This is a genomic window from Streptomyces aureus, from assembly GCF_000725495.1.
Lineage (GTDB): Bacteria > Actinomycetota > Actinomycetes > Streptomycetales > Streptomycetaceae > Streptomyces > Streptomyces aureus_B.
The window spans coordinates 67183-79082 of sequence record NZ_JNZD01000019.1; the positions used below are offsets into that span (position 1 = coordinate 67183).

An 11900-nucleotide genomic window follows, 5' to 3' on the forward strand; every position below is an offset into this window, starting at 1 on the left:
TTCCGTTGGTGCGGCCCGTCGGCGCCTCTGTCGAGGGCGTTCCGGTCATTCGCCGAGCCGTGGAGCGGCTGGTGGAGGCCGGAAAGCGGCGCCCGGGGGGATGGAATTCGAGTCAGATCGACGGCGGGGTTCCGGATGCTTCGGGATCCGCGCCCAGCCACATCGGGCCAAGGGATCTATGGGGGCAATCGGGACAGCGTTCCAGGAGTTCAGGCGGATTCGGCGGTGTCGCGCACGGCCCGTGGAGTGCGGCGGTCGTGACAAAAGGCCGGATGTAGAGTGGCCGAATCGCGGCGGGTCGAAGTTGATCTTCCCCGTGTACAGTCGGCGACATTGGCGTATGGCAGCCCTCGGTAATCGGGACGGGAATCGAGGGCGCCGAGCGTCGAGGGATGCGTTCGGCTTTCCCGGCGCATGGCCCCGCACAACGTCGTGCACGGGTGCCGCCCCTCGCTCCTTTCCAGCGTCTCCCTTTCTTCTTCTTTCCGGTTCTTTTCGACATGCAACGGGGTTGATTCATGCGTGCGGCGGAACAAGACAGTGATATCGGCGTCGTCGACGACGAGGCACAAGCCGCGGTCGTGGCGGCCGAGGAGATCATCGACGAGGCGTCGGGGGGTGACGGCGGCGTCTTCGGCCACGCCTGGTCGGACGACCGGGTGGCCCACCTGCTGGAGCGGCTCGCCTCGGACTTCGTGCTCGACAACACCTACCGCGAGCAGCACCTGAGCCTCACCGCCAGCGAGAACTATCCGAGCAAGCTGGTCCGCATGCTCGGCAGCGGACTCCAGGGCGGCTTCTACGAGTTCGCCCCGCCGTACCCGGCCGAGGCGGGCGAGTGGGCCTTCCCCGACTCCGGTGCGAACGCGTCCCTGGTGGGGAAGCTGACCGGCATCGGCCGCCAGCTCTTCGAAGCGGCCACCTTCGACTGGCGGCCCAACGGCGGCTCGGTCGCCGAACAGGCCGTGCTCCTGGGCACCTGCGGACGAGGCGACGGCTTCGTGCACTTCGCCCACAAGGACGGCGGCCACTTCGCCCTGGAGTCGCTGGCCGCCGCGGCCGGCATCAACACCTACCACCTGCCGATGGTCGACCGGACCCTGCTCATCGACGTGGACCGGCTGGCCACGCTGTGCGGCGAGCACCCGGAGATCAAACTCGTCATCCTCGACCAGTCGTTCAAACTGCGCTGGCAGCCGCTCGCCCAGATCAGGGCCGCGCTGCCCGAGGGCGTGTTCCTCGCCTACGACTCCAGTCACGACGGCGCCCTGATCGCGGGCGGGGTGCTGCCGCAGCCGACCCTGCTCGGCGCCGACGCCGTGCACGGCAACACCCACAAGACCATCGCCGGACCGCAGAAGGCGTACATCGCCTTCCGGGACGCGGACCACCCGAAGCTCAGGGCGGTCTCGGACTGGGTCTGCCCGCAGATGCAGAGCAATTCGCACGCCGAGCTGATCGCGCCCATGTACGTGGCCCTGTCCGAGATCGCCCTCCACGGCCACGACTACGCGCGTCAGATCGTCGCCAACGCCAAGGTCCTCGCGCAGGCCCTGCACGAGGAGGGGGTGCGGGTCTCCGGGGAGTCCTTCGGATTCACCGAGACGCATCAGGTGCACGTCATCACCGGATCGGCCGCCGACGCGCTGCGCCTGTCGCTGGGCGACCTGGCCCACGCCGGTATCCGCACCACCAACATCGAGGTGCCGGGCGCCAACGGCCTGCACGGCCTGCGGCTCGGCGTCCAGGCGATGACCCGGCGGGGGCTGCGCGAGGCGGAGATGCGCGAGGTCGCACGGCTGGTGGCCAAGGTGGTGCTGCGCCGGGCCGAGCCCACGGCGGTCCGCGCCGAGGTCGCCGACCTGCTGCGGCACCACCCCCTGGACGAGCTCGCCTACTCCTTCGACGCCCACGTCGACTCTCCGGCGGCGGCCCGCCTGCTGGGCGAGGTGTTCCGGTGACGGCCACCACCCCGGCGGCCGCACCCGCCCCGGAGACCACCGCCTCCCCGGCCCGGACCCCCGTCGCGGGCTCCGGGTCCCCGGGGACGGGCCCGGTCCTCCGGCGGCCGCTGCCGCCCGGCGTGCCGGGTGCCGCCTCACGGCCGCGCCGCGCCGACGCACCGCACGCCGTGATCGCGGCGGAGGTCTGGCACACCGAGTGGGCCCGCCCGCTCCTCGAGCGGCTCGGGCTGCGCACGGTCATCGCCGACGAGCGGCTGTCCTGCGAGCGGGTGCTCGACACGCTCGCCGCCCAGTCGGTGGCGTTCGTCTGCGAGGAGCTCCCGGTCAGCGGCCTGGCCGCGATGACCTGGGCGGCCCGCCGCACCGAGGCGCTGCGCCGCGACGACCCGCTGCTCGGCGTGGTCTTCATGGTCGAGGACCACCGGGCCCTGGACCCCCGTGCCCTCGGCCCGCTGGTGCGCACCCTGTCGCCCGGCGACACCGACCTGCCCGCGTTCCTCGACGAGGTGCGGCGCGCACGACACGAGTTCCACTGGGAGCTGCGCAACCGGCGGCCCGGTACGCCGCCGGCCGGCAGGACGCAGGCGTCCCCCGCCCGCTGGAGCGGGACCGTACCGAACTTCAACGTGAAGCACCCGTCCATGCTGCTGCCCTACGCCCTGCTGTCGGCGCGTACACGGCGGGACGTCTACTGCGAGATCTCGCCGCAGGAAGCCCTCCTGTTCGTCGCCGACAGCGCCGACCGGGGCCCGGTCGCCGCCGTCGACCGGGTCTTCCGCACCCTGCGCCGGGACGTCGACCAGCTCAACACCGCGCTCGGCTCCCGGCTGCGGCTGCACCTCGACCACGCGGACGACCACGAGGTGGTCCAGGCCGCCTGCGAGGCCGGGTTCGACTCGGTCATGGTCGACGGGTCCGGCCGCACCCTGCACCAGAACGTGCTGTTCACCAACGCGGCCACGGAACTGGCCCGGCGCTACGGCGTCCTGGTCGAGGGCGAGATCGGCTCCATCGACGGAGCCGGGCTGCGCAAGTGGAACAAGACGACCACGAGCGACTTCACCCGCTTCGTCGAGAACACGGACCTCGACCTGGTCGGGGCGCACGTGGGCCAGTTCCACAGCTTCGACTACGGCTTCGCCGCCACCCGCCGGGCCATGGCCGAGGCCGCCCTGCTGGACGACCGCGCCACAGGCGACGACCTGCACGCCTTCGCCGAGGCCTGCGCGCGCGTCGAGAAGGACCTCACGGACTCGGGGCTGCCCGCCTACTCGGCCGAGCACCGGCTGGTGGCCGCGCTGGCCCGCCGGGCCACGACGGAAGGCGACGGGGCGGACGCCGGGCCGCGGCTCGACGCGGTGTTCCGGGAGGCCCGTACGCGCGTCCCGGTGTTCCAGCGGCCCCTGCTCGACGCCCTGGAGCGGGAGTGGCTGGAGCGGCGGCTGGCCAAGGCCCGGCGCAAGACCGGACTGTGGGACGAGGTCTTCGCCGTCGACCCCGCGCGCGGGCACCGGTACGCGGCGATCGACCACGGGCTCGTCCGGGCGTTCACCGGCGTCCTGGACGGCACCGGCCGCGCGCTGGTCGTGCACGGAGGCAGCTCGCTCTCGCGGGTGGACCTCGCGTCCCTGCCCGGACACGGGGTGGCCCGGGTCAACTTCGGCAGCACGGTCTACGCCGACTATCTGGAGGCGCTGCGCGCCCATCTGCCCGTCGACCTCACCACGGATCCCGACTCGCCTACGGGTGACGGGACTTGGAAGCATGTGCGGCGCATGTCGTACCTTGCGGAGGCGACACGCGAGTGGCGGTCCTGGACCGAGGCGCCGCCGTCGTTCGTCGAGACCTTCGTCAGCCGGCTGGAGCGGTGCTACGCCGCGCCGCTCCGTGGCCGTACGCCCGCAGAGGCCCCGGGAGGCCGCAGTTGAGTCCCTTTGAACAGATCGTCGACCTCCTCGACCGTGAGAAGGCCAAGTACCGCGTGGTCGAGCACCCGGCCGAAGGACGCTCGGAGGAGGTGTCCGCGGTGCGCGGCACGACCGTGTCGCAGGGTGCCAAGGCCCTCGTGTGCCGGGTGAAGGGGATCGACTCCCCGGCGGTGCTGGCCGTGCTCGCGGGAGACCGGCGCGCGGACCTGAAGAAGGTCGTCGCCGCGGTCGAGGGCAAGAAGGGCGGGTTCGCCCCGTCGGACCTGGCCGAGCAGCTGACCGGCTGCGCGGTGGGCGCCATCCCGCCGCTGTCGCTGTCCGGGGAACTGCCCGTCGTCGTGGACGCCGAGTTCCTCGCGGCCCACGAGGAGATCGCCTTCAACGCGGGGCGGCTGGACCGGTCGGTGGTCATGGCCACGGAGGACTACGTACGGATCGTGGCGCCCGCGGTGGCGCCCATCGCGGCGCCGGCGGTCCCGGTCGCCGCGGAGTAGGGACCGGAACCGGCGACGGAGCCCGCGGAGCGGACTCCGGAAGGCAGAGAGAAGAAGAGAAGAGGGGGGTGCACCGGGTTGCGGGTGCGCATCGGGGCACAGTTCGTCGCGCTGGCGTGTGCGTGGGGTTCGAGTTTCCTGTTCATCAAGGTCGCGCTGGAGGGACTGACGCCCGCGCAGGTGGTCTGGGGCCGGCTGGTGCTGGGCGCGCTGGCGCTCTGCGCGGTCATGGCGGTGACCCGCACCGGGATCCCCCGGGACCCCGGGCTCTGGCTGCGGCTGTCCGTCGTGTCCCTCCTGCTGTGCGTCGTGCCCTTCCTGCTCTTCTCCTGGGCCGAGCAGCGGCTCGACTCGGGCATGGCGAGCGTCCTCAACGCCACCACGCCGCTGCTGACCCTCGCGGCCGGTACGGTCGCCCTGGCGGACGAGCGGCTCGACCGGCGCCGTACGGCGGGCCTGCTCGCGGGCTTCGCCGGGGTCCTGGTGCTGATCGGCCCGGCGGGCCTCGCCGGGGGCGGCCGGCTCACGGCCGAGCTCGCCTGCCTGGGCGCCACCACCTGCTACGGCGTCGCCTTCGTCTATCTGCGCCGGTACATCACCCCGCGCGGACTGCCGGCGGTCGCCGTCGCCTTCGTGCAGGTCACCATCGCCGCCGTCGTCATGCTGGCGGCCACACCGTGGCTCGCGGCGCCCGCACCCCGTATCGACACGCCGATCGCGCTGAGCATGCTGGCGCTCGGCGGGCTGAGCACCGGGCTCGCCTATCTGTGGAACAACAACATCGTCCGCGCCTGGGGCGCGGTGAACGCCGCCGCGGTCACCTATCTCACCCCGGTGGTGGGCGTCACCGCGGGGGTGATCCTGCTGGGTGAGCGGCCGGCGTGGAACCAGCCGCTCGGGGCCCTGCTGGTCATCGCCGGCATCATGGCGGCCCACGGCACGCCCCGGCCCGCTCCAGGACCGGTCACGGACCCGGACAGGGCGACACCGCGCGGGGACGGGGCGGCCGAGCCCGACGCGCGCGAGCCCGACGCGTGCGAGCGCGTCGGGCTCTGAGGGGGCCGGGACGGGTGATGCCGGGACGGGGAGTGCCGGGGCTCAGCACTCGATGATGTTGACCGCCAGCCCGCCCCGCGCCGTCTCCTTGTACTTGACGCTCATGTCGGCGCCGGTCTCCTTCATGGTCTTGATGACCTTGTCGAGGGAGACCAGGTGCGAGCCGTCGCCGCGCATGGCCATGCGGGCGGCCGTCACGGCCTTCACCGCGGCCATGCCGTTGCGCTCGATGCAGGGGATCTGGACCAGCCCGCCGACCGGGTCGCAGGTCAGGCCGAGGTTGTGCTCCATGCCGATCTCGGCCGCGTTCTCGACCTGCTCGGGGCTGCCGCCCAGGACCTCGGCGAGCGCGCCCGCGGCCATGGAGCAGGCCGAGCCGACCTCGCCCTGGCAGCCGACCTCGGCGCCCGAGATCGAGGCGTTCTCCTTGAAGAGCATGCCGATCGCGCCGGCCGCGAGCAGGAACCGCACGACGCCGTCCTCGTCCGCGCCGGGCACGAAGTTGATGTAGTAGTGGAGCACCGCCGGGATGATGCCCGCCGCGCCGTTGGTGGGCGCGGTGACGACCCGGCCGCCCGCCGCGTTCTCCTCGTTGACCGCCATGGCGTAGAGGGTGATCCACTCCATGGCGTGCGCCAGCGGGTCGCCCTCGGCGCGGAGCTGGCGGGCGGAGAGGGGGGCGCGGCGCCGGACCTTGAGACCGCCGGGCAGGATGCCCTCGCGGGTCATGCCGCGCGAGACGCACGCCTGCATGACGCGCCAGATCCCGAGGAGCCCCTCGCGGATCTCCTCCTCGGTGCGCCAGGCCCGCTCGTTCTCCAGCATCAGGGCGGAGATCGACAGACCGGTCTCCTTGGTGAGCCGCAGCAGCTCGTCACCCGTGCGGAACGGGTACTTCAGGACCGTGTCGTCGAGCTTGATGCGGTCCTCGCCGACCGCGTCCTCGTCGACCACGAAGCCGCCGCCCACCGAGTAGTACGTCTTCTCCAGGACGAGGGCGCCCGAGGCGTCGTAGGCGAAGATCGTCATGCCGTTGGCGTGGTACGGCAGCGCCTTGCGGCGGTGCAGGATCAGGTCGTCGTCGAAGGAGAAGGCGATCTCGTGCTCGCCGAGCAGCCGGATCCGGCCCGAGGCCTTGATCTGCTCGACCCGCTCGTCGGCGCCCTCCACGTCCACCGTCCGCGGCGAGGCGCCCTCCAGGCCGAGCAGCACCGCCTTGGGGGTGCCGTGGCCGTGGCCGGTCGCGCCCAGGGAGCCGTAGAGCTCGGCGCGTATCGACACGACGGGGGCCAGCAGGTCCTCGTTGCGCAACCGCCGCGCGAACATGCGCGCGGCGCGCATCGGACCCACCGTGTGGGAGCTGGACGGGCCGATGCCGATCGAGAACAGGTCGAAGACCGAGATGGCCACGGGAACTCCTTGCTGGTTTCGCCGGACGCCGTTGTCCGGCCGAGGTGGTGCGGGACCGCATGGAACGGGGCACCGCGCCCTGGTTCCAGTGTGCGCGGTGCCCCGGATGTCCGTACGCATACAGACCGTACGGGTGAAAATGAAAGGAAGGAAATCCTACGGAACTACTTCAGGCCGGGGTACAACGGGTGCTTGTCGGCCAGAGCGGACACACGGGCCTTCAGGGCCGCGGTGTCGTAGGACGGCTTCAGCGTCTCGGCGATGATGTCCGCGACCTCGGCGAAGTCCTCGGCCGTGAAGCCGCGGGTGGCGAGGGCGGGCGTGCCGATGCGCAGGCCCGAGGTGACCATCGGCGGGCGCGGGTCGTTCGGGACGGCGTTGCGGTTGACCGTGATGCCGACCTCGTGGAGGCGGTCCTCGGCCTGCTGGCCGTCCAGCTCGGAGTTGCGCAGGTCGACCAGGACCAGGTGCACGTCGGTGCCCCCGGACAGGACGTCCACGCCGACGGACTTCACGTCGTCCCGGACCAGGCGCTCGGCCAGGAGCCGCGCCCCGTCCAGCGTGCGCTGCTGGCGCTCCTTGAAGTCGTCCGAGGCGGCGACCTTGAAGGAGACGGCCTTGGCCGCGATCACGTGCTCCAGGGGGCCGCCCTGGAAGCCCGGGAAGACCGAGGAGTTCAGCTTCTTCGCGAACTCCTTCTTCGCCAGGATGATGCCGCCGCGGGGACCGCCGAGGGTCTTGTGGGTGGTGGAGGTGACCACGTCGGCGAACGGCACCGGGTTGGGGTGCAGACCCGCCGCGACCAGGCCCGCGAAGTGGGCCATGTCGACCCACAGGAAGGCCCCGGCCTCGTCCGCGATCCGGCGGAACTCGGCGAAGTCGAGCTGACGCGGGTACGCCGACCAGCCGGCGATGATCACCTTCGGGCGGTGCTCCTTGGCGAGCCGCTCGACCTCGGCCATGTCGACCAGGCCGGACTCGTCCACGTGGTACGCGACGACGTCGAACTGCTTGCCCGAGAAGTTCAGGCGCATGCCGTGGGTCAGGTGGCCGCCGTGGGCCAGGTCCAGACCGAGGATGGTGTCCCCGGGCTGGGCCAGCGCGAACAGCGCGGCCTGGTTGGCGGAGGCGCCCGAGTGGGGCTGGACGTTGGCGTACTCGGCGCCGAACAGGTCCTTGACCCGGTCGATGGCGATCTGCTCGGCCACGTCGACGTGCTCGCAGCCGCCGTAGTAGCGGCGGCCCGGGTAGCCCTCGGCGTACTTGTTGGTGAGGACCGAGCCCTGGGCCTCCATGACCGCGACCGGGGCGAAGTTCTCGGAGGCGATCATCTCCAGGGTCGACTGCTGGCGGTGCAGCTCGGCGTCGACGGCGGCCGCGACGTCCGGGTCGAGCTCGTGGAGGGGGGTGTTCATGAGCGACATGCGGTGACTCCTCAGCCGGCCGTGAAGGCGGTGTACTCGTCGGCGGACATCAGGTCCTCGGGCTCGTCCGCGACGCGCACCTTGAACAGCCAGCCGCCCTCGAACGGGGCGGAGTTGACCAGGGCCGGGTCGTCGACGACGTCCTGGTTGGCCTCGACGACCTCGCCGTTGACCGGGGAGTACAGGTCGCTGACGGACTTGGTCGACTCCAGCTCGCCGCAGGACTCGCCCGCGGCCACCGTGTCACCGACCTCCGGAAGCTGGGCGTAGACGACATCGCCGAGCGCGTTGGCCGCGAACTCGGTGATGCCGACCGTCGCGACGCCGTCCTCGGCGACGGACAGCCACTCGTGCTCCTTGCTGTAACGCAGCTGCTGGGGGTTGCTCATGAGCTGAATTCTCCTGTACGCGGTGGAGTGCTGTTGGTGGGAAGCGTGGGCGGCCGGGCGGATGTGCCCAGGGTCACGTCCGGGTGCCCGGCGGGGGGCGCCCGCAGGCGCCGGCGCCCGCGGGGGTCCGGGTCAGGTCCGGGGGGTGCGGACCGGGGTCACTTCTGGCGCTTGTAGAACGGCAGGGCCACGACCTCGTACGGCTCGTGGGTGCCCCGGATGTCCACGCCCACGCCCGCGGTGCCCGGCGCGGCGTGCGCGGCGTCGACGTACGCCATCGCGACCGGCTTGCCCAGGGTGGGGGAGGGGGCGCCGGAGGTGATCTCTCCGACCACCTCGCCGCCGGCGACGACCGCGTAACCGGCGCGCGGGACCCGGCGGCCCTCGGCGATCAGGCCGACGAGGACCCGCGGCGGGTTCTGCTCGGCCCGGGCGGCGGCCGCCTCGAGCGCGGCGCGGCCCACGAAGTCGCCGTCCTTCTCGAACTTCACGACCCGGCCGAGACCGGCGTCGAAGGGGGTCAGCGAGGTGGTCAGCTCGTGCCCGTACAGCGGCATGCCCGCCTCGAGGCGCAGCGTGTCGCGGCAGGACAGGCCGCAGGGGACGAGACCGGCCGGGGTGCCCGCGTCGGTGAGCGCCTGCCACACCTTCTCGGCGTCGGCGGGGGCGACGAACAGCTCGAAGCCGTCCTCGCCGGTGTAGCCGGTGCGGGCGATCAGGGCCGGGACGCCGGCCACGGTGCCCGGCAGGCCCGCGTAGTACTTCAGACCGTCGAGGTCGGCGTCGGTGACCGCCTTGAGGATGCCGGGGGACTCGGGGCCCTGCACGGCGATCAGCGCGTAGGCGTCACGGTCGTCGCGCACCACGGCGTCGAAACCGGCGGCGCGCTCGGTCAGCGCGTCCAGCACCACCTGGGCGTTGGAGGCGTTGGCGACGACCATGTACTCGTGGTCGGCCAGGCGGTAGACGATCAGGTCGTCCAGGATGCCGCCGTCCTCCTGGCAGATCATGGTGTAGCGGGCGCGGCCGGTGCCGATGGTGGCGATGTTGCCGACCAGCGCGTGGTTCAGGAGGGCCGCCGCCTCGGGCCCGGTGACGGTGATCTCGCCCATGTGGGAGAGGTCGAAGAGACCGGCCTTCGTACGGACGGCGAGGTGCTCGTCGCGTTCCGAGCCGTAGCGCAGGGGCATGTCCCAGCCCGCGAAGTCGGTCATGGTCGCGCCGAGCGAACGATGCAGGGCATCGAGCGCGGTGTGACGGGGTGCGTTGCTGCTCATCGGTCTGGCTCCCAGGGCATGACGGCGAGGTCGTTCCTCCCCATCTGTCATCGGAACCTGAGAGGTTCATCAGGAGCCCACGAAACGGTGGTCCCGACTTGCACCTTGGGTGGAGCCGACGGAGCGGCCCGCTTTTCAGATGTGCCTCGCCCGCGCGGTAACGGTGCCTGAGAGATTCAAGGGAGGGACTTGCTCCTTCGGCGCCCGGGTACACGTACCCCGGGACTCTCCCGCGCGGATTCAAGCGGCCGGTATGCAGTTGGCGCGGCCATCATCGCACGCGTTCCCCGATCACGGCAGCCCGTGGTCTGTGACGGGGCTGTGGCAGTCCGCGCACGGAAATGGGAAGCGCCGGGCATTACCTTCTCTTTACACTCGACGGGGAGGGAACTCCACGTCCAAGGGGAGGGCGGTCACGGTGGACAGGACCACGGCGTACGCGACGACCTCGGGTCCCGCACTGTCCGGGCGGCGCGGCGCCCCGGCCCGCGAGGCCCGCGCACCGCGTCCGGCGGCCGTCGTGCGCGATCTGCGCGACCGGGTCGGACACAGCCCGCACGGGCTCCGCTTCGGGGCGTCCGACCTCGTCGTGGTGACCGGACTGCCGGGCAGCGGCAAGTCGACCCTGATGCGGCGGGCCGTGCGGGGTCCGCGCGTCGACTCGCAGGACACCCGGGAGCGCTGGGAGGGCCGGATGGCCCGGGCACTGCCCTACGCGCTCTACCGCCCCCTGGTCCGGCTCGCGCACTACGCCGGTCTGCGCCGGGCCCTGCGCGCGGGCGGCGGACTCGTCGTGCACGACTGCGGTACGCAGACCTGGGTGCGCCGCTGGCTCGCCCGTGAGGCCCGCCGCCGCGGCGGCGCGCTGCACCTGCTGCTGCTCGACGTCACACCGGACACCGCGCTGGACGGCCAGCGCCGGCGCGGCCGGGGCGTCTCGCGCTACGCCTTCGCCCGCCATCGCGGCGCGGTGGCCCGGCTGCTGCGCTCCGCCGAGCGGGGCGACCTGCCCGAGGGATGCGGCTCGGCGGTCCTCATCGACCGGGCCGCGGCGGACGTGCTGACCAGGATCGACTTCGGCCACTGACCGGACGGCGGCGGCCCACTAACCTTTCCAGCCGGAACAGTGGTTCGAAGCGGGCGGTAGACAGATGGACTTTCCGGCACAGGCGCACCCCCATCCGCACGGCGGTTGGCCCGGCAACGAGCTGGAGGAGGTGTTGTCCTCCTCCCTCGGCATGCCCGCGGGGCCCTCGGCGGCCGCTCGCATCGTCGAGGTGCTCGGCCGCAGCTTCGTCTGGATCCCGCTGCCCAACGGCGGCGGCCCGCAGAGCGGCCCGCTCGATCTGCCCACGATGGACATCGGGGGCATGGTCTACGTCCCCGTGTTCAGCTCCGAGGAGCAGTTCCGCCAGGTCGTCGGCGGTCACATGTCGTACACGATCGCGCCGGCCGTGGAGTTCGCCCGGGGGCTCCCGCCGCAGGTGGGCATCGCCGTCAACCCGGACGGCGTGGTCGGCGTGCCGCTGCCGCCGCCGGCCGTCGCCGAGCTGTGCCGGGCGGGGCGGACCGAGCTGGACGGGTCGGCGAGCGGGGGCCGGGTGCGGCTGTTCGAGCCCGACTGGCAGGACGATCCGATGGACTTCCTCGCCGCGGCCTCGGCGGAGTTCGCCGCGACCGGAGTCGTCCTGAGCGCCCGCCGCTGTCTGGCCAGCATCGAGGGCGAGGATCCGGTGATGTTCGTCGGCGTCGAGCTGGCGGTGTGGGAGGGCGACGCCCGGGCGCTGCCCCTGGACGCCCTGGGTCGTGCCCTCGGCCGCGTCCCGGTGAACATCCCGGTGAACCTGGTGCTCCTCGACGTGGCGCAGGACCCGGTCGGCGACTGGATGCGGGACCGGGTGCGCCCGTTCTACCAGCACGGTCACTGAACCGTGGCCGTGCCGGGAGGGTCCGGCCGC

At 72.3% G+C, this 11900-nt stretch carries 10 protein-coding genes and 2 riboswitches; of the genes, 6 read left to right on the forward strand and 4 right to left on the reverse strand.

Going from position 1 to position 11900, the window contains the following annotated elements; genetic code table 11:
* The first annotated feature begins 518 nt into the window (after positions 1-518).
* From IO36_RS23095 to IO36_RS23110, 4 genes are all read left to right on the forward strand, one after another.
* A complete protein-coding gene (locus tag IO36_RS23095) occupies positions 519-1961 on the forward strand; it encodes a PLP-dependent aminotransferase family protein (protein ID WP_037622573.1) in 1443 nt (480 codons plus the stop codon).
* Positions 1958-3892 (forward strand): class II fructose-bisphosphate aldolase, encoded by a 1935-nt coding sequence (locus tag IO36_RS43250; RefSeq protein WP_051900845.1) that lies wholly within the window; start codon positions 1958-1960, stop codon positions 3890-3892. The genes IO36_RS23095 and IO36_RS43250 overlap by 4 nt, the downstream gene beginning before the upstream one ends.
* Positions 3889-4386 carry a YbaK/EbsC family protein gene (locus IO36_RS23105; protein ID WP_037622574.1) on the forward strand — a complete coding sequence of 166 codons (498 nt, stop codon included), beginning with the start codon at positions 3889-3891 and terminating at the stop codon, positions 4384-4386. The genes IO36_RS43250 and IO36_RS23105 overlap by 4 nt, the downstream gene beginning before the upstream one ends.
* A gap of 84 nt (positions 4387-4470) precedes the next feature.
* Complete coding sequence (locus IO36_RS23110; RefSeq protein ID WP_245173436.1) at positions 4471-5442, forward strand: DMT family transporter; 972 nt, start codon at positions 4471-4473, stop codon at positions 5440-5442.
* Positions 5443-5484: 42 nt separating this feature from the next.
* On the opposite strand, the gene IO36_RS23115 is transcribed toward IO36_RS23110, so the two are convergent.
* The 4 genes from IO36_RS23115 to gcvT form a co-directional block, all read right to left on the reverse strand.
* Positions 5485-6852 (reverse strand): L-serine ammonia-lyase, encoded by a 1368-nt coding sequence (locus IO36_RS23115; RefSeq protein ID WP_037622576.1) that lies wholly within the window; start codon positions 6850-6852, stop codon positions 5485-5487.
* A 164-nt stretch (positions 6853-7016) separates the two neighbouring features.
* On the reverse strand, positions 7017-8276 hold the full coding sequence (gene glyA / locus IO36_RS23120; RefSeq protein ID WP_037622577.1) for a serine hydroxymethyltransferase: 1260 nt from the start codon (positions 8274-8276) through the stop codon (positions 7017-7019).
* Positions 8277-8287: 11 nt separating this feature from the next.
* Positions 8288-8665, reverse strand: coding sequence for a glycine cleavage system protein GcvH (gcvH, locus tag IO36_RS23125; RefSeq protein WP_037622578.1), 378 nt, complete (start codon positions 8663-8665; stop codon positions 8288-8290).
* Between the two features lie 158 nt (positions 8666-8823).
* A complete protein-coding gene (gene gcvT, locus IO36_RS23130) occupies positions 8824-9942 on the reverse strand; it encodes a glycine cleavage system aminomethyltransferase GcvT (protein ID WP_037622579.1) in 1119 nt (372 codons plus the stop codon).
* A gap of 34 nt (positions 9943-9976) precedes the next feature.
* Positions 9977-10087: riboswitch (glycine riboswitch) on the reverse strand.
* Positions 10088-10185: riboswitch (glycine riboswitch) on the reverse strand.
* A 175-nt stretch (positions 10186-10360) separates the two neighbouring features.
* Here gcvT and IO36_RS23135 point away from each other — a divergent pair.
* Positions 10361-11029 carry an AAA family ATPase gene (locus tag IO36_RS23135; protein WP_037622580.1) on the forward strand — a complete coding sequence of 223 codons (669 nt, stop codon included), beginning with the start codon at positions 10361-10363 and terminating at the stop codon, positions 11027-11029.
* A 64-nt stretch (positions 11030-11093) separates the two neighbouring features.
* Positions 11094-11870, forward strand: coding sequence for an enhanced serine sensitivity protein SseB (locus tag IO36_RS23140; RefSeq protein WP_037622583.1), 777 nt, complete (start codon positions 11094-11096; stop codon positions 11868-11870).
* Positions 11871-11900: the final 30 nt, after the last annotated feature.

Coding starts and splice junctions, on each gene's coding strand:
- glyA (WP_037622577.1), bottom strand. CDS start 8,276: ATGTCGCTCATGAACACCCCCCTCCACGAGCTCGACCCGGACGTCGCG.
- IO36_RS23140 (WP_037622583.1), top strand. CDS start 11,094: ATGGACTTTCCGGCACAGGCGCACCCCCATCCGCACGGCGGTTGGCCC.
- gcvH (WP_037622578.1), bottom strand. CDS start 8,665: ATGAGCAACCCCCAGCAGCTGCGTTACAGCAAGGAGCACGAGTGGCTG.
- IO36_RS23095 (WP_037622573.1), top strand. CDS start 519: ATGCGTGCGGCGGAACAAGACAGTGATATCGGCGTCGTCGACGACGAG.
- gcvT (WP_037622579.1), bottom strand. CDS start 9,942: ATGAGCAGCAACGCACCCCGTCACACCGCGCTCGATGCCCTGCATCGT.